The sequence below is a fragment of the Sulfurimonas sediminis genome (genome assembly GCF_014905115.1).
GTDB lineage: Bacteria > Campylobacterota > Campylobacteria > Campylobacterales > Sulfurimonadaceae > Sulfurimonas > Sulfurimonas sediminis.
Genome location: NZ_CP041235.1, coordinates 1,242,710 through 1,263,649 on the forward strand (window position 1 = coordinate 1,242,710; position 20,940 = coordinate 1,263,649).

Below are 20,940 nucleotides of genomic sequence, written 5' to 3' on the forward strand. Positions count from 1 at the left end.
TTTACCTTTTGCACCTTTTTGAATTGCTTTTTTTGAACCCATATAAACTATGTGTATATGTTTGTTTGTTCCATCTTCGTTTTGATGGATTGCAACTAAATAGTCTAGTTTTTTCTCCTGCTTGTTTACTTCTGGCATCTACAATATCTTGTGCCATTTTATGCATCTCTTCTTCTGTTAAATTATCGGTTTGAGGATTATAAATTCTTACATCGTTTGCTTCAAACATCTTAGTCATTTTGTAAGCTGTTTTGTTGTCTATTTTTTTACCCTCTGCATTATATAAATGCCTGATTTGCATATCATCTGCTTTGCCATTTCCTTTTTCAAGATACTCCAAAGTTTTTGCGATATTAGTTGATCGCTGCGTTTTTTCAATCATCCTTTCTCTCCTCTTTTTGAGGAGTAATATTTTGATCTATTTTTTCATCTGTGTAATGCTTTTGCAATAGTGCAACACTATTTCTCCAAGCAATATTTTTTGCTTTAATAGCATCTTCTTTGTTTCCAATATTTACACCATGGAATATAGTAATCTGTTCTCGTGCCGCAATGGTATAGAGTGTATTTTTTGCCAATAGTGAGTTGTATCTATGCAACTCTTTTGTAAGTAAGTTTTCTATATTTTCAAGCCGTTTATCCATAGCTGAGAGATGATCGCTAAACATCCCATTGATATACTTTGTAAGTGCATCTCGTATCACTTCACTTTTTGTTGTTTTGTTGATCCTTGCAAGCTCTTCTATTGCAAAATGGATACTATCATCCACTAAAATATTGATATGTGCCATCTATTACCTCCTAAACACCTATTTATCTATATTCATAAAAAGGTGTAATATAAAAAAAGAGAGGTGATAATATGCATCTATCCCCAAATCTGCAAGATTTGACCCGCCCCATACTATGTGGCTGACTTGCAAGATAAAAAAGTTCGCTTTTTTATCTGCTCTTCGTCGTGCTTCGCACTCCGCTCTTTGGTTCTTAGGAGAAAAGTCGTTCTGAGATTTTTTGGTGAAATTATGAATATATATGAAACCAAAATATAAGGAGTTATTGCTATGGCAATTATAGATAATGTACTCAAGAAGTACATGACAAAGACATCTACAAAGAGATGTAATGTGAGTATTAAGTTGGATGCAAATTTGTGTGATAATTTAACCATAATTTGTACCACACTTGGTATTACAAAAAGTAAGTTAATCGCAGATATTGTTGAGGCATCTGGAGTCTCTAAAAAAGCTCAAGATTTGAAATCAAAATCAGATACAAGAGAGAAAAGTATTAAGGAGAGTGATTATGTCTCGTAAAGCTTTGCATGATGATTGGATATTTCGTGCATCAGAAAATATAACAACAAACCTTAAAATGGAGTACAAGGCATATCTACTTTATGCTTTAATTATAGGCTCACCTTTAATCCTCTCAATGATAGCATATTTTACTCTAAAATATATGACATACAGAGAGTTGATTATGCAACGCATCGCAGTGCAAAATTTCAACTGGATTGATGGTTCTTTTTTAGTCTATTTCGCAGTTGGAATTGCACTTACTTATGTAATGCAACTTGTCTTTGGAAGAAAAATCTATAACTATGCACTTGAGGAAAATAAACGCATCCTCAGTGATGAGTATGTAAGAGGTGCAAAGTTTGTATGTATTGATGAGTTTAATCATCAATTTGCAGATACAGCAGATGATGAGATGATAAAAATACAAATCGTTGAAGAAAAATGTGACAGAGAGTTCTAAACTCTCTCCCTAAAAACCAAAAAAAGGATAACTATGAAAACAACATTACAATTTCCAAAAAATGCTACAAAGCAACATATAGGATATATCGGCACTACAGGTGCAGGAAAAACACAAGGTTTGATGCAACTTTTTGATAACTTTGAGGACTCAAAAAAAATTCTCATTGATGTTAAAGGTGATTATACGGCAACACGCAAAAAAGAGGATGATCTCATCTTTTGTCCATATGATAAGCGTACTATTGGATGGAATATCTTTAATGATATAAAGACATACTTAGATATTGACAATATTGTAGCTGCTCTTATACCAGATAATCCAAAGACAACGGACTCTTACTTTGATAATGCGGCACGAAGTGTACTCAAAGGTATTTTTATCTACCTCTCCAAAGAAGAGGGTGTAGATAATGCCAGCTTGTGGGATGTGGTTACTTCACCTGATTTGATTTTACATATCGTAAGAAATGATAAAGAGGCATGCTCATATATGGAGATGCACCTTGGCAAAGAGGAAGAGCTAGATAAACAAGCTAAAAGTGTACTTGGTACAATGCTTGCACATATAGGAGTTACACTTGAAGCACTTTCAAAAATTGATGGCGATTTTTCCTTTAAAGAGTGGACAAAATCAGAGAAAGATAAAAGAAGTATCTTTTTACTTGGTGAAGAGAGTGTTTTAACTTCACTATTGCCACTTTATCGTGTTGCAGTAGAGATTGTTGCAAGTGAGCTATTGTCGATGCCAGATGATACTACAGGCAAGCGTGAACTCTTTTTTTGGCTTGATGAACTTCCAAAGCTTAAAAAAGTAAGCAAAGTTATAGATCTTATGACACTTGCTCGTTCAAAAGGTGGTCGTGTTATCTATTCTATTCAAACACTTAAACAACTTTCAGAAGTATATGGAAAAGAGGGAATGTACACTATTTTAGATACTTCAAACACGCTCTTTATTTTTAGAACGACCGATGCAAATGAGCTTGAAAATATTCTGGGAAAACAAGAAGTCCTGGAGTATTCAGAGTCAAGAACTTGGGGGCCACATGATATGCGTGATGGTGGTAGCCACTCTAAGCAGAAAAAGACAAAACCACTTGTACTGGCATCTGATATTCAAAGACTCGAAAATCTTGAGTTTTATATCAAATCTATTGCTCCTGACATCACAAAAGCAAAATTACAATATATTGGGCGAGAAGAGAGAAATCCTAAGTTTGTACCAAATATTGAACAGATCCAAAAAAGAAGTGTTGATGATGAAGATAGTGAAGCTAATGAAAGTGAAAACAGAGTCTCAGCAGATGATTTTATGGATGATATAAGCTCCCTTTAGTTTAAGGGGAGTAGTATAAAAGGACAAGTGGACTCCCTAAAATGAAATTCAATAAAGAGTTTCAAATATTAATTCCAAATCCAAAAAAAGAGTTCATGGGAGCCCACATCTCCTTTTAATTATCCAAGATGAGCTACATAAGCCACAAAACCCCAAACTAACATTACCTTCCAAAATAACTGATTTGTAAGTAACATTCCAAACATTTCGCCAAATAAAAAGTTTAACATCTCGTACTCCTTAGTTTATATACATATATTATAACTATATCTATATAATAAAATGCTTAAATTAAATATATTTATGCTATATTTATAAAAAGTTTTTTTGGAATAATAATGAGAATATGGAATAAAATATTTAAAGATAGTGAATTAGCAGAACACTTAAAAGTTAGCCTACAGGCAGTACGCCAGTACCCTAAAGATAAACTGGAATTGATGAGACTTGGATTTGCATGTAAAAAACTGGAGATTGATTTTGAAGAGTTGTTGCAGATAGAAAAAGATAAAAACTCTCTCCCTAAACACCATAAAGATATATAAAAACTATCAGATAACACTGATAACCAAGATAACTCCTATTTTAGGGGTACTTAGGGAATAGTGAATATTCAGATTACTCCAGACAACTACCTATCTACCCTTATATGGACTATATTTTGAATAACCATTTTCATATCTATACTTGCCAATAGCAATAATTGTGATAATGAGTGTAAATGTACCTAATATCAAATTAAATATCATTTTATAAATCCTCCAAATTTTATTTCATATACAAACTAAATATAAAAATTATCCAACTGCCAATTAAATACTTCCATAACTTATTTGTTTTATCCTCTAATTCAGTATTTATTTTCCAGCAGTTTTCTTTTGATTTTTCTAAACCTGTAATTGTATTTTTTAAATTATACTTCTCTTCAAACATATTGCTCAACTCGTGTGTAAAATCAACTTCTTCGATTCCATCAATGACATTTTTAATTTTCAAGCTATCAATTTTATCAATAAAAAAGCTATCATCGTTAATATTAAAACCAACATTTCTATACAGCTTGTCTCGTCTCTTAAAGTTCTCTTCATATGCATCTACTGGTGAAAGAAATCCACTTAACGAGTATTCAGGAATATATTGTTTAGCAATTAATAGTAGCTGATTAATAGCTATTGTTCCAACTCCATAAGATCTGTATTGAGGTTGAATCATAATACTATTTTCAAATGTGCAAGCATTATCGAAAGAAGATCTTATTTTCCAAGAATTTCCTTGTCTATTTAAGCTATTTCTTTCACACCTACCACTTGAGTTCACGACAAATAAGTATTTAATTATCATTGAAATATCTATATTTCGATGATTTTCATTCATACTTGCATAATCAACAACAGTATATTCTATTTCTAATGAAAAATATAATCTTTCTCCCTCTTTCCTTTTAGAAGAATAATATTTTTTCTCTTTAAAACTTTTTACTTTTTCCATTATATAATCTATCCAAGTATTTCTAATACTTTTTTCAACTCCTCTTTTGATTTGTTTGGAAATAATTTCTCTAATTCTTCTAATTTATCTTGCTCATTTTGCTTGGCAACTGGTTTTTCATCAAATATATCATCCAACATTTCATCTAAAGTATCACCAAAAACTTTATAGAATAATTGACCATAAACAGCATCCGTTATAGTTTTATTTTGCTTGTGCCCTAAAATTGCTCCAGCAATTACATTATCAGTTATTCTCATCTTATTTTTTAAATAAACAACTATACAATTTCTAATTTGATGCTTAACTATTGAAGTATTAAGTTTCTTCCAGTGATCATGTAGAGTACTTGCACTATAAGGTTTACTTTTGTCTTTTTCTTGAGTAAATACATATCCATTCTCCTTAATACCAATACTCTCAAGCATCTCTTTAAGTCTATGAGAAAGCTTATATGTCATGTCTTTATTTGCTTTGTTTTTTTCTTTTGGAATTAAGTATGTATTATTTTTAAAATCAATCTCATGCCACTCAAGGGTTAAAACTTCATTTAATCTTCTGCCATGCATCAAAAACATAAAGATTTCTCTTGCAGGTGTAATCCTGTACGATTTTAATTTTTTAAAAAGGAGTTTAATCTCTTCAAGCTCCAAATCTAAACCTCTCTGATTATTTAATGGAGACAGATCTCTTTGAAGAGCGGGAGATGATATTTCATTACCAAACTTTTTAGCTTTCATATTAAAATACTTAAACACAGGATTAGTAAATTGATATACTTTTCTTGATGTTCTTTCTGATCTTCCTGCCTTCTTAATATTTATAACAGCATTTTGAATATCTTCCTCGTCAATCTCTCCTATGGGCTTATTTAAAATAGACTGTAGCCATTTATTATGAAAACTCTCTCTTTCTTTATAATCAAATTCCCCTTTATCGTCTCTATGTTTATATTGATCTATCTTATACTGGATATATTTTTCAAAAACATCTTTATATAACATTGTTTTTGAAAATTCTTCTTGATTTATTTTGTAAGAAGATAAATTATCCATCATCTGTTCATATTTTTTAGCTGCTTTTTTGACAGCATTGAGTAATGTTTCTGAGGGTGAAAAATCTAATGTTTTCTTTTTTGGTAAAATCTTACCATTAATCATTTTACTAGCTCTTACTTGTATTTTATAAGGCTTAGTAAAAGTTATATTTGAATTAATTATTTTATTGTTTTTTATTTTACTTGATGGTATCTGCCCATCATTTTTATAGTATAATCCGCTTGTATTAACTTTTTTAAGATCAAACCTCAAGAACATATCGCAACTCCATAAAAGTACATAACTTGGTACACAACTAACTATATTTTGGTGTGTTTATTATATCTAACTATACCTAATATGCTTGTATGACATGCCCTTGTTTACTTTAGTCATGTACAATTATGACCACAATAACTAAAATGGTATCTGGATTCAAAATCCGCCGCCTCACGGCTTAGGGGTTCAAATCCCCTCTCTGGTACCACTTTTTACAGTTGTTAGTTCTCAAAATGAGAGATACTTATGTTATTTCTAAAAATCATTCTTCTACTCATCTCTTTTTCAACTATTTTCGCTGCCAACACTCTTCAAAGCAATTATTTTATAAAAAATGACTTTATTATGCTTTCAGATATTGTATCTGTAAATAAAGAAAATGATAGAAAACTTTTTGATATAGATAAAAACAGACATTCAAAACGCATACAAAAAAAAGAACTGTTAAAAATACTTCACAAAAACGGTTTTGACAATTTTACTTCAAAACACAGTTACATACAGTTCACAAAAAGAAGCCCTATCGATACAACATTTATAAAAAACAGTATAAAAAAACACTATACAAAAAAATATAAAAATATAAAAATATCTGAAATAACGCTCTTTCCCACACATTATATGGAAGAACTTCCAAAACGCTACACTGTTCATTTTAACACAAAAGCACACTTGTCCAACAAGGGCATTTTATATATAAAAACAGATAATAATAAAAAAATATTTTTTAAATATAAAATTTTAGCCACTGTTTCCATTTTGTTTGCCAGAAAAAACATCAAAAAAGATAATGAACTCACCAATGTAAATACACAAAAAAAGAGTATAATACTAGATAAATTCAAAGCAATGCCCTTACAGGGTTTACATGTAAAGCACTACCAGAGTAAGCACAACATCAAAGCAGATGATGTTATAACAAAAAGAGATGTTGTTGGTTTGTTTTTAGTCAAACGCGGCTCGAGTGTCAGTGTTAATTTTAACAACAATGCAATACATATCTATTTTTCTGCAAAAGCACTTCAAAACGGAAGACTTGGAGACACTGTCAGTGTCATAAAGAGAAATGGGAAAAAAATAAGAGTTGTTATAACCGGAAAGAACAAAGCAGAGGTACAATGAAAAAAAGAAAAATAGTAGTTGCAAGCAGTGGGGCCAGTGGTGTGAATCTTGGTCTGAAAATCATTCAACTTCTTCCTGAATCTGTTGAAAAACATTTTATCATGACAGAAAACTCAGAAAAAGTACTTGTACATGAAATGAGTAATGTGACTGCCCATAACAATAAAAACATTGCAGCCTCTGTTGCATCCGGCTCTTTTGGGGTTGATGCTATGATTATCGCACCGTGTTCTATGAATACGCTGGCAAAAATAGCCTGTGGAATTTCGGACAACTTGATTACACGATGTGCTGCAGTTGTTATTAAGGAGCAAAAAAAGCTTATTTTAGCACCAAGAGAGATGCCTTTTTCGGCTATTAATTTAGAAAATATGCATAAACTTGCGAGTCTGGGCATTATTATTGCACCGCCCGTCATGGCATATTATTCAAAGCAGCAGACACTTGATGAAATGGAGAATTTTCTCATTGGCAAGTGGTTTGATTTGCTAAACATTGAAAACAGTTTATATAAAAGGTGGCAAATTGAAGAGTCGTAACATCGCTTTATACCCAGGAACATTTGATCCCATAACAAATGGGCATTTTGATATTATCGAACGTGCAAAAAATTTATTTGATGAAGTTATTGTAGCTGTTGCAGAGTCAAAAGATAAAACCCCAATGTTTCCTCTAGAACAAAGAATAAAAATGGTTGAAATAGCTGTTAAAGATATCAAAGGTGTCCGTGTTGCAGGCTTTGACAATCTTACTATAGATCTGGCACATGAGCATGATGCAAGGGTGCTTATACGAGGGCTTCGTGCTGTAAGTGACTTTGAGTATGAGTTGCAACTCGGCTATCTCAATAACTCTCTTGATGAAAACATAGAAACAGTCTATTTGATGCCAAAACTCAAGCATGCTTTTATTAGTTCTTCTATTGTTAGAAACCTTTTGAAGTTTAACGGAAAAACGGAGCACCTTTTACCAAAAGAAGTACAGCAGATCATTGGGAGTCTGCGCTGATGTATATTGCAATAGAGGGTATTGATACAGCTGGAAAAAGTACACAAATAGAAGCACTGAAAAAGCATTTTCCTGACGCAGTCATCACAAAAGAACCCGGTGGAACCACCATAGGGCAAGAAATTCGCAAACTTGTTTTAAGTGCAAAAACACAAAGCAAAAGAGCAGAGTTTCTTCTTTTTCTTGCAGACAGGGCTGAGCATATAAAAGAGGTGATAGAACCAAACCTACACAAAATGATTATTTCAGACAGAAGTGCTGTAAGTGGTGTCGCCTATGCGCTCACCCAGGGAAATATCAGTAAAAAAGATTTGATCAGTCTGAATGATTTCGCAACAAAAAAAATATATCCTCAGACAATCTATTTGCTGCGTCTGACAAAGCAGGAACTCGAACATAGACTTTCGCAAAAAGAGCTTGATGGTATTGAGCTTAGAGGCAGTGAATACTTGTTAGAGATTCAAGAGAGTATCAAAGAAGCAAGTCTTCTTCTGGGTGTGCCATTGATTGAAATTGATGCCACAAAAAACAGAGATGAAATCACAAAAGAAATATTAAATAATATTAAAAATGAAACAATGCTAAAAGGATAAAGAATTATGATTAAATCACTAAGAGGTATGAATGATATACTTGATGAAAACGAATCAAAACGATTTACTTATTTTTTGGATGTGGCACAAAACATTGCCAGAAGATATGGTTTTCACTATATAGAAACACCACTGTTAGAAGAGACGGCGCTTTTTAAACGCAGTGTCGGAGAGAGTAGTGACATTGTCGGTAAAGAGATGTACCAGTTTATTGATAAGGGAAACAATGATGTATGTTTGCGTCCTGAAGGAACAGCTGGTGTTGTGCGAGCTTTTATCCAAAAAAAATTAGACAAAGCAGGCGGAATCCACAGGTTTTTTTATCATGGTCCTATGTTTCGTTATGAAAGGCCACAAAAAGGACGCTTAAGAGAGTTCCATCAGTTTGGCGTTGAAAGTTTCGGTATTGAGAGTGTGTATGAAGATGCAAATATGATCATGATGGTCAGTGATATACTCAAAGAACTTGGTATCGGCTATAGGTTACAAATTAATTCACTTGGGGACAACAACTGCATGCCTCAGTACCGTGACACCCTTGTCTCTTATATAGAAAGTATTGAAGATGAAATTTGTGAAGACTGTAAACGAAGAAAAAGTACGAATCCCATCCGTGTTCTTGACTGTAAAAATGAAAAGTGTCAATCTTTATACGAAAATGCTCCAAAACTTTTACATTCACTATGCGAAAGCTGTGATAATGACTTTGAAAAACTGAAAAAAATACTTGATGCAAATGACATCAGCTATGAAGTAGATACGAATCTTGTACGAGGACTTGACTACTACTCCAAAACCGCTTTTGAATTTGTCAGTGACAATATAGGCAGTCAGAGTGCTATTGCCGGTGGTGGAAGATATGACAGACTTGTAGAATTTTTAGATGGTCGCCCTACTCCTGCTGTAGGTTTTGCGATGGGCATTGAAAGACTGTTGGAACTTATACAGATGCCACAGGAATCAAGAGAAGGATATTATCTCGGTGCTATGGATGAAGAAGCTGTAGATACAATAATCACACTAACGCATAAAAAAAGAGCGACAGACAAAGCCGTTTGTGAGTACAAAGCAAAAAACCTCAAAAACCATCTCAAAGGTGCCGATAAAATGAATGCAAAATACTGCTGCGTTATCGGTACAAACGAAATGAGTGAGGGAATAATTTGGGTTAAAGATTTGGAAAAGAAAACTGAAAAGACAATTTTTCTCAAAGATTTCTAGATGGAATGGGTTCATGGTTTATGGCACTTTTTAGATGAATTTGTAGAATATTTTGCCGCACTCATTATAATAGCAATCATTGCTCTTTACATATACGACAGATATGTGCAAAGACAGCATGCTCTGCTTATAAACTACCCGATTATAGGAAGATTTCGTTATTTTTTTGAGGCTCTCCGTGAACCACTGCGTCAATATTTTGCAGAAGAATCTTTTTATGACTCCAAAGACAAGGTTGACTGGGTGTATACAGCAGCCAAGAACAAACCAAACTACCAGTCATTTTCCGTAAGCCAGCCTTTTTCAGGATCAAGATTTATCTTAAAACATGCTACAAGTGTTTTAAACGATGATGAAGTTGATCAAAACATGCAGGTGGTTTTTGGAAAGAACAGAAAACACCCTTTTGTATCGCAAACACCGATTATCCGTTCTGCTATGAGTGATGGAGCCCTGTCTCCAGAAGCAGTAAGAGCCTTTAGTTTAGCGGGAAGAGATTCCAGCCTTACAATCAACACAGGAGAAGGCTCTCTTACTTCCAACCATCTGTTTACCCTTAAAGTAGATCCGAACAATTCAAAGTATCTTGAAGTTGTCAAAAGTACCCCTTTTGCAGAACTTGCTTTTAAAATCGGAGATTTTTTCTTTAATAAAAAAGTAGCGCTGAAATGGTACAGAGATATTTTACTGAATGAAAAAACCCAAAATACCTATATTTATGATACCTCCAGCCATCTTCTTTTTCGTGTGAACTGGGAAGCAGCCATAGAATATTTTCCGCAGGAAGTTCCCAAAGAACTGCCGGATATGATTTTTCAAATCAGTTCGGGTCTGTATGGTGTCAGAGACAAAAACGGTAATTTTGATAAAGAAAAATATAAAAAAATAATGAAGTTTTGCAAAATGACTGAAATTAAAATAGCCCAGGGAGCAAAACAGACAGGCGGAAAACTTGCAGGTTCAAAAGTAACAGCGGACATAGCCTACTACCGTGGTGTCGAAGAGGGAAAAGACATCATTTCTCCCAACAGGTTCCCTTATGCAGATACGACAGAGGATCTTTTAAATTTTATTGAAAAACTGCAAAGACTCTCAGAAAAACCGGTTGGATTCAAAATAGTCATTTCAGACATAGCTTCTGTAGAAACACTGGTACAGAAACTTGCCAAAAGAAAAAGCTATGGTGAGTTTATACCAGATTTCATCACAGTCGACAGCGGTGAGGGCGGCAGTGCTACTGCTCCGCTTGAGCTGATGGAATCAGTAGGTCTCACAACAAACAACTCACTCTATATCCTGGACATGCTTTTAAAAAAATACAACATAAGAGAAGATGTCAAAATAATTGCCAGTGGAAAAATTCTAACACCCGATGATGCTGTCATCACCTTGTGTATGGGTGCTGATGCCATAGGCATTGCACGCGCATTTATGATGAGTGGCGGGTGTATCCGGGCAAAAATGTGTTCTGGTTTTGGAACACATGTCTGCCCGGTCGGCATGGCAACACAGGATCCAAAAAAGAGAGCCTCCTACCTTGTAATAAAAAAAGGCAAGGAGATAGGACACTATCATAAAAATCTTCTTAAAAGCATGAAGACTGTCATGGCAGTAATGGGCATTAAAAACATTAAAGAGCTAAACAAAAGCTTACTTACCTATAAAAACAGAAGTGGTGAAATATATTTTGATATTGACAAATATTTTCAGCAAAAATTTAAAATACGAGGATAAATGATGAATAATTTCGGCCTTGATATCTGGGCAAACAAAAACTTTATTATAGAAGACGGTGAAATCAAACTTAATTACAAATCTATGCCTTCTTTGCTAGATATAGTAAACAATATACGAGCAAACGATGTGAAAGGACCTCTGCTTTTACGATTTCCTCATCTAGTTAAAAGACAGATTAAAACACTCTATAATTATTTTGAAAAAGCTATTGAAGAAAATAACTATAAAGGCAAGTTTAAAGCTGTTTTTCCGCTCAAAGTAAACCAGTTTCCGGCAGCTGTTGAGGCAATTACATCCCAGGGTGCAAAGTATAATTACGGACTCGAAGCCGGAAGCAAGGCTGAACTGATTTTAGCAATGAGCAAAGTGCTTGACGGGGCTAATATTACCGTAAACGGCTTCAAAGATGAAGAGATGCTGACACTGGGATTTATAGCAGCACACAGTGGTCAAAATATCACCATCACCATAGAAGGGCTTAATGAACTTGAAACTATTATTGATGTAGCTTCTAAATCCAATTTAAAAGTTCCAAATATCGGCATACGTGTCAGGCTACACAGTGCAGGCAGCGGAATATGGGCAAAAAGTGGTGGAATGGATGCGAAATTCGGACTAACTTCAACGGAAATCATTGAAGCAATAAAACTTCTCAAAGATGCAAATCTACTTGAAAAACTGACAATGATTCATTTTCATATCGGCTCCCAGATCGCAGACATTGCTCCCCTGAAAAAAGCACTCCGTGAAGCAGGAAATATCTATGCGGAACTGAAAAAAATGGGTGCTGATGCACTTTCAAGTATCAATATCGGCGGTGGTTTGGCTGTAGAGTATGACCAACATGAAAAATCACATGCACGCAACTACTCAATAGACGAATTCTCAAGTTCTGTTGTTTTTTTACTTGGTGAAATTATGGACAGAAAAAATGTTACACACCCAGATATATTTACAGAATCAGGACGTTTTATAGTTGCTTCACATGCTGTATTAATCACACCTGTTTTAGAACTTTTTACTCAGGATTATCAGGAAAAACTTTTAAATTTTAAAGATACAAATCCGCCTTTGGTCGAAGAGCTTATAGAGTTGAATAGACTCCTTAATAATGCCAACTGTATAGAATATCTTCATGATGCACTTGATCACATGGAATCACTTTTCACACTTTTTGATTTAGGCTATATTGACCTTCAAGACCGTTCAAATGCAGAAATTCTAGTGCATAATATTATAAAAAAAGCACTCTATCTTAAATCAGCCAACCCGACTAATGAACTCGAACAACTCCAAATCAAACTCCAAGAACGCTATCTCATTAATGCTTCTGTTTTTCAAAGCCTACCTGATTACTGGGGGTTGGGACAGCATTTTCCTGTGATGCCCATTCATCATTTAAATACAACCCCGCTCAGAGCAGCCTCTCTTTGGGATATAACCTGTGACAGTGACGGAGAAATAGGCTTTGATCCGGACAAACCTTTATATCTCCATGATGTCAATATTGATGAAGAAGATTATTTTCTGGCTTTTTTCAATATTGGTGCCTACCAGGAGACACTGGGAATGAACCATAATCTTTTTACACACCCCAGTGAGTATACAATTTCAATCAATGACTCCGGATACAATATAACAAATGCAGTAGAATCAAAAAGCATTTTGGAGATACTTGAATCAATAGGATACGACAAACATGAAATATTAAATCAAGTTAAAAACAAACTCGCAAATGCCAGCTTTATTACAGAAAAAGAAAAAAATGATACACTGCTACAGCTAGAAAGATTTTTATATCAAAATGGCTATTTAAGAACAACAAATTAAGGATGAGCATGGGAATATTTGCCGATATCAAGGAAGACTTTTCAAATGCGTACAGAAATGATCCTGCATTAAATTCAAAAATTGATTTTTTATTCAACTATCCTGGTGTATGGGCAGTTGCATGGTACAGAATAGCACACAAACTTTATACAAAAAACTTTACCCGTACAGCAAGGGCAATCATGGGAATAACCCAAATACTTACAAATATTGACATCCACCCTGCTGCGAGTATTGGTAAGCGTGTCTTTATTGACCACGGTTTCGGAGTTGTAATCGGTGAGACTGCCATCATCGAAGATGATGTACTCATATACCAGGGTGTAACACTCGGTGGTGTTTCTTTAACTCACGGTAAACGGCACCCGACTATCAAAAAGGGAGCGGTCATCGGAGCCGGCGCAAAGATACTGGGAAACATCACAATAGGTGAATATGCAAAAATCGGTGCAAATTCGGTTGTCGTCAAAGAAGTGCCTGATTGTTCCACAGCAGTCGGCTTGCCTGCACATATCATTGAAAAAGGGAGATGTAAAGATCCTTTTATGCACAATATGCTCCCTGATATAAACAAAGAGATGTTTGAATACCTTCTCAAGCGTGTTGCTATACTTGAACATATTTTAGTAAAAGAAAATAAAGATCTTCTAGATCAGGACCTTGAACTTGAACATATATATGAATCTTTTATAAAATCAATGAAAAATTAATTTTTCGCTCTTTTCTCAACAAATATATATCTTTTTTTTAGTATAATTTATCAAATATATTATAAAAAAGGGTTCAAATGCTAGCAAAACGCATAGATAAACTATCTGAATCAATTACAATAGCAATTACAGCGCTTGCACAAGAGTTAAAAGCAGAGGGCAAAGACATTCTCAGTTTTTCAGCCGGAGAACCGGATTTTGATACACCCAGAGTTATCAAAGACGCGGCTATAGATGCAATCAACAACGGCTTTACCAAATATACCGCAGTAGATGGAATTCCGGCTATCAAAGAAGCAGTCGCTGCCAAACTCAAAAGAGATAACGGTTTAACATATGAGCCTAATCAGATTATCATTAACAATGGTGCAAAACATTCTTTGTTTAACCTTTTTTCTGTAACAATTGAAAAAGGTGATGAAGTTATTATTCCTGCGCCATACTGGGTAACCTACCCTGAACTTGTGAAATATTTTGACGGGACTGTCGTAGAGATTCAGACAAGTGATGCAACTGCCTTTAAAATTACTCCCGAACAGCTCAAAAAAGCATTGACACCAAACACAAAAATGCTGATTCTTACAACACCTTCAAATCCTACCGGTGCAGTGTATTCCAAAGAAGAACTCACTGCTTTGGCAAAAGTGCTTGAAGGCACAGATGTTCTTGTAGCCAGCGATGAAATGTATGAAAAACTGATATATGACGGGGATTTCACTTCAGCAGCAGCAGTCAGTGAAGATATGTTCAAAAGAACAATCACCATCAATGGTTTAAGCAAGTCAGTTGCCATGACAGGCTGGCGTTTTGGATATATGGCATCACACCATACCGAAATTATCAAAGCAACAAAAAAACTGCAGTCACAAAGCACATCTAATATCAATACCATGACACAGTATGCTGCTATTGCAGGACTTGACGGCAGTGCCGATGAAGATATTGAAATGATGCGAAAAGAGTTTATCAAGCGTCGTGATGAAGCAGTAGAACTTTTTAATAAAATCGACGGACTCAGTGTTTTAAAACCGGATGGTGCTTTTTATCTTTTTGTCAATATTCAAGAAGTCAGTAATGATTCACTTGGCTTTGCGAAAGAACTTTTAGCATCAAAAGGTGTTGCTGTTGTTCCCGGTGTCGGTTTTGGAAGCGAAGGGTATTTCAGATTCAGTTTTGCTACAGGAATTGCAACTATACGAGAAGGGATTAAAAGAATCGATGAGTTTGTGCAGGAACTCAAAGCAAAGTAGGATAAACCTACTTTAGCTCGGACAAAGCCTTTATGACTTCTTCTAAATTATCCAGTGGAATATGCACTTTCCATTCCGGATTTTGAGCATCACCTGAGAGTGAAATGCCTATACTCGCTACAGTACCGCTTCCCTCACCATATGGCTCCTCAAGTTTTGTTACAGATATAACACCGTTTTTTGTTCCGCTTAACGGGATTGTTTTTGACATACTAACTCCTTGTTTTGTTTTTACTTGATAAGTCTAGCAAGTTTTGCCTGAAGTTTAAGCCATTGTCTGTGCCCCATCAAAGGAAAACCTGCATAAGTCTTGCCTGGTTCTTTGATAGAGTTTGTGATTCCGCTTCGTGCGGCAAATGTTGAAAAAGGAGCAACTTCCAAATGACCGGCTGCGGCAGCCTGCCCTCCCATAACAACATTTCTGCCAAGTTTTGTAGAGCCTGCAAGACCCGACTGCGAAACCATAACAGAATACTCACCGATTTCGCAGTTATGTCCAATCTGAACAAGATTGTCAATGCGTGTCCCTTTTTTTATCAGAGTCGATCCAAAAACAGCTCTGTCAATACTTGTATTGCTGCCTATCTCAACATCATCTTCTACAACTACATTTCCATTCTGATAAATCTTCTTATGCTCACCTTTTTCATTGGTCGCAAATCCGAATCCGTCAGAACCAATAACTGTATTTGCATGGATTATACACTCATTGCCAATTTGACAGTCTCTGTATATCGTCACACTTGGATATACAACTGTATTATTTCCGACAACACTTTTTGCACCTATGTAAACATGTGCCAAAATTATACAGTTATCACCGATTACCGCACCATTTGCTATTTCAGCTTTGGGAGAAATTTTTGAATTTGTCCCAATTTGAGGGAGAGGAAGTGTCTCTTCTTCTATAGGCGGTGCAAAATATTTTGAAAGTATGGCCATGGACCAATAAGGGTTTTTTGTTACCAAAGGAATACAGTTTGCAGGGAGTTTTGAAGCTAAATTTTCGGAAATGATAACTGCTGCAGCTTTTGTATTTTCGAGATCTTTTACATATTTTGAGTTGGACACAAAAGAGATTTCATTCTCTTTTGCATCTTTAAGAGTATTTATTCCTACAATATCAATATCATTGTCGGCAATACTACACTCTAAAATTGAAGCTATTTCACTCAGCTTCATCTTTTTATCTCTCTAAAGCAACAGCGCCGCTTCTGACTATCTCTTTTGGATTATATTTTTTAATCGCCTGAAGATAGTGATCGACTCTTTTAGGCTCGTCAGCAACCATGGTTATAATGACATCATTGCCTACATTGACTATTTTTCCGTTGTAAGCATTACAGATAGCGCTGATATCGCTTATGTTTTCTGTAATAGGAAATTTGACCAGTGCCATCTCTTTTTCAACCAAGTCAGCATGTTCATAAACCCGTAAAACAGGAATGAGTTTGTGTAACTGTTTTGTTATCTGTTCAATCACACGCACTGAACCTGATGTGACAATTGTCAGACGGGAATATTTACTCTCAGGAATCGGGGCAACAGTCAAGGATGTAATATTGTAGCCGCGTCCGGAAAAAAGATCGGTAATTCGAGATAATACACTCGCTTCATTGACAACGATAACGGAGACTACTCTTCTTTCTGTATTGTCAGTCATTATTTACTCTCCTTTTTCTCTAATAACATCATATTAAACAGACTTCCTCCCGATGGAACCATCGGCATAACATTTTCAAACCGTTCTACTTTTACATCTATAAATGCAACGATATTTCTCTCTACAGCCTCTTTTAAAGCGGCATCAAATTCCTCTTTTGTGGAGACTCTGTACCCTATTCCACCGAAAGCTTCCGCAAGTTTCACAAAATCAGGCTGTACAGAAAGGTCTGTCTCACTGTGACGTTTGTCATAAAAAAGTGTCTGCCATTGACGAACCATTCCGAGAAAATTATTATTCAAAATGATGTTAATAACCGGCAGTTTTTTCTCAACAGCTGTCATCAATTCCTGACAATTCATCAAAATAGAGCCGTCTCCGGTAAAGTTGATACTTGTTTTTTCAGGAACAGCCGCTTTGACACCCATAGCTGCCGGAAAACCAAAGCCCATAGTTCCGAGTCCTCCGGAACTTATAAACTGGCGGGGTCTCGTAAACGGATAAAACTGTGCCGCCCACATTTGATGCTGCCCGACATCTGTTGAAATATTTGCATCATCCCCTAGAAGTTCACCTACTCGTTTTACAACCCACTGTGGCTTGATATTTTCTGTATCTTCATGAAATGTCAGCGGATGCAACTCTGCAAAGTTTTCTATCGTTTCTCTCCACTGTTCATAGTTGTCACTGTTTACCATGGAAGTGAGTTTAAGCATCTCATTGACAACATTTTTCACATCACCCACTATAGGATAGTTGGCATTGACGAGCTTTGAAATACTTGCAGGGTCTATATCTACATGTATAACCGCAGCATTTTTTGCAAATTCACTTAACTTTCCGGTAACACGGTCATCAAATCTGGCACCGAGGGCAATGACCAGATCTGTTTCGCTCATCGCCATGTTTGCCGCATAGGAACCATGCATGCCAAGCATGCCTATAAGCAAATCATCATCATACGAAAGTGTTCCTCTGGCCATAAATGTCTCAACCGCTGGAATACCGGTCGCATGTACCAAATCTCTTACCTCATAGGCTGCATTTGAGTTAATGATACCGCCGCCGAGATAAAACAAAGGACGTTTTGCATTTGCTATCGCCTCCATAGCTTTTTTGATTTGACGGGGATTGCCTTTGACATGTGGTTTGTATGTTTCTAAATCCAGCTCCACATCATAATCAAATTCTGCGATCTGTGCCGTTACATCTTTTGGTATGTCTACATGTACCGGACCGGGACGACCTGTTCTGGCTATGTAAAAAGCCTCTTTGAGAATACGTGGCAAATCTTTTGCATCAGTAACAAGGTAGTTATGCTTTGTACAAGAACGACTAATACCCACCGCATCGATTTCCTGAAATGCATCAGTTCCTATAAGGCTCATTGGAACCTGCCCCGATATAACAACTAAAGGAATAGAATCCATATAAGCATCTGCCAAACCTGTTACTGCGTTTGTAAATCCGGGACCACTTGTTATCATAGATACACCGACTTTTCCGCTGGCTTTAGAATAACCTTCTGCAGCATGGACTGCTGCCTGCTCGTGACGAGTCAATATATGTTGAAATTTATCTTGTTTGTAGATTTCGTCATAGACATTCATAATTGCACCACCGGGGTAGCCAAAAACTCTCTCTACACCTTCTGCAATTAAAGCTTCAATGACCATCTGTGCGCCACTAATTTGCATGAAAAGTCTCCTCTATATAATATATAATTTTAAAAATTCGCTAATTATACTTTAGGAGAGCTATAATTGAGGTTAAAGCATTAATCTAAAATTGATTTCACAATCATTGAAGGCCGCCACATAGAGAGCGAACCTTTTTTTAACTGTTCTATATCCAATTTTGTATCTTTGTATCTTTTTTTAAATATTTCAAATAATATTTCTATTTGGTCGTCAACTCCAAAATTTAAAATATAATTTTTAATACCGTTTTCTATCTCTTTACGATCTCTTTTTTCTCTTATGGCTGTTTCAAGTTGATTTATATAAGTCCAGGCAAATATCGTTGCCAGGGCTGTAATTTTTGAACTGATATCAAAATATTTATGTAAAATATTTTTTACCCCGTTTACATCACCGACAGCCGCAAAATTGTTTGCTTTGATCAGATCAGCATCCCACTCATTTTGAAGTTTTTCTCCTGCTTTTGTTTCCTGCAGTTCTTCATATTCTGCCATCATATTATATGCCGTTTGATAATCACCACGCTCTACAGCATCATAAAATTTCTGCTTGTTCTGTATCTCTTTTAACATAAGCTCCACTTCATCTTTAAAATCTGTAAATGTACTGAGCAGATGCATCAGTTTCATAGCAGCTATGTTTTCACCCTCATATATTAATTTTTGGATTTTCATATAGAGAGTATCGGCATATTTTATCATCGAGTCATACTCCGGAAACTCCTTCAAAAAAGGGTTCTGTTGAACAAGAGCAGATGCCAGTTTAAAATCTTTTTTGCCAAGAGCCGTTCTGAATCTTTTATAAATGGCACCCTTGGTTAAAACATCCTGAATAAAAGTTGTTTTATTGCTGATACCTCTGTACGGGGCCAAAACTTCTTTGGCACGTTCCATCTGATTTGGCTGCAAAGCATATTTCAGTGCCTGAAACAAATCTTTTTTCCATCTGTCTTCTAAAAGTTTATATATTTTTGATTCTTTGTAAACCGGATATTGGTTTGCCAGGCTGTATGCCAGTGCCAGTTTTCCGTTTTTTGCGAGTTGTACAAATTTATCATACTCAGCATAATCACTGACTAGTTTTTGTATCACTCTGTTTTTGCTGGGTATTTTCATAAAATTCTTCAACATTAAGAGTGCCTGTTCTTTTTTGCCGTTTTGAAAAGCTTTTTTTGCCTTTTGTAATGTGTTTTCCCATAAGTTTGAAACTAAACTATATATATCCGTATAGCGCAAAATAGGATTCTTTTTTACTTCTTCTTCAATTGCGTCTATATCCTGTTTCATTAAAAGGTTTTTTAATGTATCAACTTTTTCAAATATGTCATAATACATCAAAAAGCCGTCTTGTGTTCCAATGATAAGATGATTATGCTCATCATCAAAAGCCAAACTGGTAATGGGTGAAGTAATCTTTATAAATCTCGGTGCTATCAACTCATATGTATTTAAATCATATACTAAAATATATCCTAACTTTGTACTTAAAAACAGAAATTTATCATCACTGCTGATTGCAAGCTGTGTAACATCATCATGAATACCTTCTAATCTTTGAATGACCTTACTACTGTATATATTCCAGATAATCGCTTTTGAATTTTTATCAATACTGACCAGTTTGTTTCTGCCAAAAAATTTTAGTTTCATAACTGGTGCAGAATGAGCTTTTAACTTTTCTTTCGGCGTCATTGTTACAAGATTGAACAGTGTGATTTTTCTGTCATAACTCGCTATGGCTACCCAGTTTCCATTTTTTGAGCAAGAAACATCATTAATAGTATCGGCATGATGAGGAAGTGTAAATACAATCTTTCCGCTTTTGACATCCAATGCAAAAGTTTTACCGTCTTCTCCGCATGAGAACATATATCTGGAGAGCGGGTCTATCCCGACACAGGAAACTTCCCCCTGGTGTCTGGTAACTCTGGCAATAGCTTTTTTGGTTTGGGCATTGTAAAGTCTTGACTCTTTTGCATCTGCTGACATTGTTGCAAAATAATTGCCGTCATAGCTGTAATCTACAACATTGTTTTTATAATATTTGTGTTCGATATTAACTTTAAATCCGCTTTGTACTTTCAGGCTGTCTTTGTCATAAAACCTTACAGTAGTTTTAGAATCTATAACAACAAGACGCTTGTCTTTTAAAATTTTTATAAAGATTACAGGGTGTACAATACTTTGACTTTTAACAGTTTTCATTT

General features: G+C 35.3%; 22 protein-coding genes. 13 read left to right on the forward strand and 9 right to left on the reverse strand.

The genetic code is table 11. From position 1 onward, the window contains the following. Position 1: 1 nt before the first annotated feature. Both FJR45_RS06740 and FJR45_RS06745 read right to left on the reverse strand, forming a co-directional pair. Complete coding sequence (locus FJR45_RS06740; RefSeq protein ID WP_193149798.1) at positions 2–382, reverse strand: hypothetical protein; 381 nt, start codon at positions 380–382, stop codon at positions 2–4. Further along, entirely contained in the window at positions 375–791 is a 417-nt protein-coding gene (locus FJR45_RS06745) for a hypothetical protein (RefSeq protein ID WP_193149799.1), read from the reverse strand. Before FJR45_RS06745 ends, FJR45_RS06740 begins: the two co-directional genes overlap by 8 nt. Before the next feature lie 270 nt (positions 792–1,061). Between FJR45_RS06745 and FJR45_RS06750 the strand changes: the two genes are divergently transcribed. The 4 genes from FJR45_RS06750 (at position 1,062) to FJR45_RS06765 (ending at position 3,641) form a co-directional block, all read left to right on the forward strand. Beyond that, positions 1,062–1,313, forward strand: coding sequence for a hypothetical protein (locus FJR45_RS06750; RefSeq protein WP_193149801.1), 252 nt, complete (start codon positions 1,062–1,064; stop codon positions 1,311–1,313). Next, positions 1,303–1,758 carry a hypothetical protein gene (locus FJR45_RS06755; protein WP_193149803.1) on the forward strand — a complete coding sequence of 152 codons (456 nt, stop codon included), beginning with the start codon at positions 1,303–1,305 and terminating at the stop codon, positions 1,756–1,758. The genes FJR45_RS06750 and FJR45_RS06755 overlap by 11 nt, the downstream gene beginning before the upstream one ends. Positions 1,759–1,791: 33 nt before the next feature. Further along, positions 1,792–3,096 carry a type IV secretion system DNA-binding domain-containing protein gene (locus FJR45_RS06760; protein WP_193149805.1) on the forward strand — a complete coding sequence of 435 codons (1,305 nt, stop codon included), beginning with the start codon at positions 1,792–1,794 and terminating at the stop codon, positions 3,094–3,096. A gap of 338 nt (positions 3,097–3,434) precedes the next feature. Beyond that, positions 3,435–3,641, forward strand: a complete 207-nt coding sequence (locus tag FJR45_RS06765) for a hypothetical protein (RefSeq protein WP_193149807.1) — start codon at positions 3,435–3,437, stop codon at positions 3,639–3,641. 223 nt (positions 3,642–3,864) lie between these two features. Here FJR45_RS06765 and FJR45_RS06770 read toward each other — a convergent pair whose 3' ends face one another. Then, entirely contained in the window at positions 3,865–4,584 is a 720-nt protein-coding gene (locus FJR45_RS06770) for a hypothetical protein (protein ID WP_193149809.1), read from the reverse strand. Between the two features lie 8 nt (positions 4,585–4,592). Next, complete coding sequence (locus tag FJR45_RS06775; RefSeq protein WP_193149811.1) at positions 4,593–5,900, reverse strand: tyrosine-type recombinase/integrase; 1,308 nt, start codon at positions 5,898–5,900, stop codon at positions 4,593–4,595. 246 nt (positions 5,901–6,146) lie between these two features. Here FJR45_RS06775 and flgA point away from each other — a divergent pair, with 246 nt between their 5' ends. The 9 genes from flgA (at position 6,147) to FJR45_RS06820 (ending at position 15,371) form a co-directional block, all read left to right on the forward strand. Beyond that, a complete protein-coding gene (gene flgA, locus FJR45_RS06780) occupies positions 6,147–7,022 on the forward strand; it encodes a flagellar basal body P-ring formation chaperone FlgA (protein ID WP_193149813.1) in 876 nt (291 codons plus the stop codon). Then, complete coding sequence (locus FJR45_RS06785) at positions 7,019–7,561, forward strand: UbiX family flavin prenyltransferase (protein ID WP_193149815.1); 543 nt, start codon at positions 7,019–7,021, stop codon at positions 7,559–7,561. Before flgA ends, FJR45_RS06785 begins: the two co-directional genes overlap by 4 nt. Next, on the forward strand, positions 7,548–8,030 hold the full coding sequence (coaD, locus tag FJR45_RS06790; protein WP_193149817.1) for a pantetheine-phosphate adenylyltransferase: 483 nt from the start codon (positions 7,548–7,550) through the stop codon (positions 8,028–8,030). Before FJR45_RS06785 ends, coaD begins: the two co-directional genes overlap by 14 nt. Then, on the forward strand, positions 8,030–8,623 hold the full coding sequence (gene tmk, locus FJR45_RS06795) for a dTMP kinase (protein ID WP_193149818.1): 594 nt from the start codon (positions 8,030–8,032) through the stop codon (positions 8,621–8,623). The genes coaD and tmk overlap by 1 nt, the downstream gene beginning before the upstream one ends. A gap of 6 nt (positions 8,624–8,629) precedes the next feature. Continuing rightward, positions 8,630–9,844 (forward strand): histidine--tRNA ligase, encoded by a 1,215-nt coding sequence (hisS, locus tag FJR45_RS06800; RefSeq protein ID WP_193149820.1) that lies wholly within the window; start codon positions 8,630–8,632, stop codon positions 9,842–9,844. Next, positions 9,845–11,578: an FMN-binding glutamate synthase family protein gene (locus tag FJR45_RS06805; RefSeq protein WP_193149822.1), complete on the forward strand. Its 1,734-nt coding sequence runs from the start codon at positions 9,845–9,847 to the stop codon at positions 11,576–11,578. A 3-nt stretch (positions 11,579–11,581) separates the two neighbouring features. Next, the gene (speA, locus tag FJR45_RS06810; protein WP_193149824.1) at positions 11,582–13,411 is read left to right on the forward strand and encodes a biosynthetic arginine decarboxylase; all 1,830 of its coding nucleotides are present in this window, start codon (positions 11,582–11,584) and stop codon (positions 13,409–13,411) included. A gap of 8 nt (positions 13,412–13,419) precedes the next feature. After that, positions 13,420–14,121, forward strand: coding sequence for a serine O-acetyltransferase (gene cysE / locus FJR45_RS06815; RefSeq protein ID WP_193149826.1), 702 nt, complete (start codon positions 13,420–13,422; stop codon positions 14,119–14,121). Between the two features lie 77 nt (positions 14,122–14,198). Further along, positions 14,199–15,371 (forward strand): pyridoxal phosphate-dependent aminotransferase, encoded by a 1,173-nt coding sequence (locus tag FJR45_RS06820; RefSeq protein WP_193149828.1) that lies wholly within the window; start codon positions 14,199–14,201, stop codon positions 15,369–15,371. Positions 15,372–15,378: 7 nt separating this feature from the next. Here FJR45_RS06820 and FJR45_RS06825 read toward each other — a convergent pair whose 3' ends face one another. From FJR45_RS06825 to FJR45_RS06845, 5 genes are all read right to left on the reverse strand, one after another. Beyond that, positions 15,379–15,582, reverse strand: a complete 204-nt coding sequence (locus FJR45_RS06825) for a hypothetical protein (RefSeq protein WP_193149839.1) — start codon at positions 15,580–15,582, stop codon at positions 15,379–15,381. A gap of 20 nt (positions 15,583–15,602) precedes the next feature. Next, positions 15,603–16,553 carry a UDP-3-O-(3-hydroxymyristoyl)glucosamine N-acyltransferase gene (gene lpxD, locus FJR45_RS06830; protein WP_193149840.1) on the reverse strand — a complete coding sequence of 317 codons (951 nt, stop codon included), beginning with the start codon at positions 16,551–16,553 and terminating at the stop codon, positions 15,603–15,605. Positions 16,554–16,557: 4 nt separating this feature from the next. Next, complete coding sequence (ilvN, locus tag FJR45_RS06835) at positions 16,558–17,034, reverse strand: acetolactate synthase small subunit (RefSeq protein WP_151900246.1); 477 nt, start codon at positions 17,032–17,034, stop codon at positions 16,558–16,560. Next, the gene (locus tag FJR45_RS06840) at positions 17,034–18,731 is read right to left on the reverse strand and encodes an acetolactate synthase large subunit (RefSeq protein ID WP_193149841.1); all 1,698 of its coding nucleotides are present in this window, start codon (positions 18,729–18,731) and stop codon (positions 17,034–17,036) included. Before FJR45_RS06840 ends, ilvN begins: the two co-directional genes overlap by 1 nt. An 80-nt stretch (positions 18,732–18,811) precedes the next feature. Continuing rightward, positions 18,812–20,938 (reverse strand): WD40 repeat domain-containing protein, encoded by a 2,127-nt coding sequence (locus FJR45_RS06845; RefSeq protein ID WP_193149842.1) that lies wholly within the window; start codon positions 20,936–20,938, stop codon positions 18,812–18,814. Positions 20,939–20,940: the final 2 nt, after the last annotated feature.

Coding starts and splice junctions, on each gene's coding strand:
- tmk (WP_193149818.1), top strand. CDS start 8,030: ATGTATATTGCAATAGAGGGTATTGATACAGCTGGAAAAAGTACACAA.
- lpxD (WP_193149840.1), bottom strand. CDS start 16,553: ATGAAGCTGAGTGAAATAGCTTCAATTTTAGAGTGTAGTATTGCCGAC.
- ilvN (WP_151900246.1), bottom strand. CDS start 17,034: ATGACTGACAATACAGAAAGAAGAGTAGTCTCCGTTATCGTTGTCAAT.
- FJR45_RS06845 (WP_193149842.1), bottom strand. CDS start 20,938: ATGAAAACTGTTAAAAGTCAAAGTATTGTACACCCTGTAATCTTTATA.
- speA (WP_193149824.1), top strand. CDS start 11,582: ATGAATAATTTCGGCCTTGATATCTGGGCAAACAAAAACTTTATTATA.
- FJR45_RS06785 (WP_193149815.1), top strand. CDS start 7,019: ATGAAAAAAAGAAAAATAGTAGTTGCAAGCAGTGGGGCCAGTGGTGTG.
- FJR45_RS06740 (WP_193149798.1), bottom strand. CDS start 382: ATGATTGAAAAAACGCAGCGATCAACTAATATCGCAAAAACTTTGGAG.
- FJR45_RS06825 (WP_193149839.1), bottom strand. CDS start 15,582: ATGTCAAAAACAATCCCGTTAAGCGGAACAAAAAACGGTGTTATATCT.
- flgA (WP_193149813.1), top strand. CDS start 6,147: ATGTTATTTCTAAAAATCATTCTTCTACTCATCTCTTTTTCAACTATT.
- FJR45_RS06745 (WP_193149799.1), bottom strand. CDS start 791: ATGGCACATATCAATATTTTAGTGGATGATAGTATCCATTTTGCAATA.
- FJR45_RS06820 (WP_193149828.1), top strand. CDS start 14,199: ATGCTAGCAAAACGCATAGATAAACTATCTGAATCAATTACAATAGCA.
- FJR45_RS06775 (WP_193149811.1), bottom strand. CDS start 5,900: ATGTTCTTGAGGTTTGATCTTAAAAAAGTTAATACAAGCGGATTATAC.
- FJR45_RS06840 (WP_193149841.1), bottom strand. CDS start 18,731: ATGCAAATTAGTGGCGCACAGATGGTCATTGAAGCTTTAATTGCAGAA.
- FJR45_RS06765 (WP_193149807.1), top strand. CDS start 3,435: ATGAGAATATGGAATAAAATATTTAAAGATAGTGAATTAGCAGAACAC.
- FJR45_RS06755 (WP_193149803.1), top strand. CDS start 1,303: ATGTCTCGTAAAGCTTTGCATGATGATTGGATATTTCGTGCATCAGAA.
- cysE (WP_193149826.1), top strand. CDS start 13,420: ATGGGAATATTTGCCGATATCAAGGAAGACTTTTCAAATGCGTACAGA.
- FJR45_RS06805 (WP_193149822.1), top strand. CDS start 9,845: ATGGAATGGGTTCATGGTTTATGGCACTTTTTAGATGAATTTGTAGAA.
- FJR45_RS06750 (WP_193149801.1), top strand. CDS start 1,062: ATGGCAATTATAGATAATGTACTCAAGAAGTACATGACAAAGACATCT.
- FJR45_RS06760 (WP_193149805.1), top strand. CDS start 1,792: ATGAAAACAACATTACAATTTCCAAAAAATGCTACAAAGCAACATATA.
- hisS (WP_193149820.1), top strand. CDS start 8,630: ATGATTAAATCACTAAGAGGTATGAATGATATACTTGATGAAAACGAA.
- FJR45_RS06770 (WP_193149809.1), bottom strand. CDS start 4,584: ATGGAAAAAGTAAAAAGTTTTAAAGAGAAAAAATATTATTCTTCTAAA.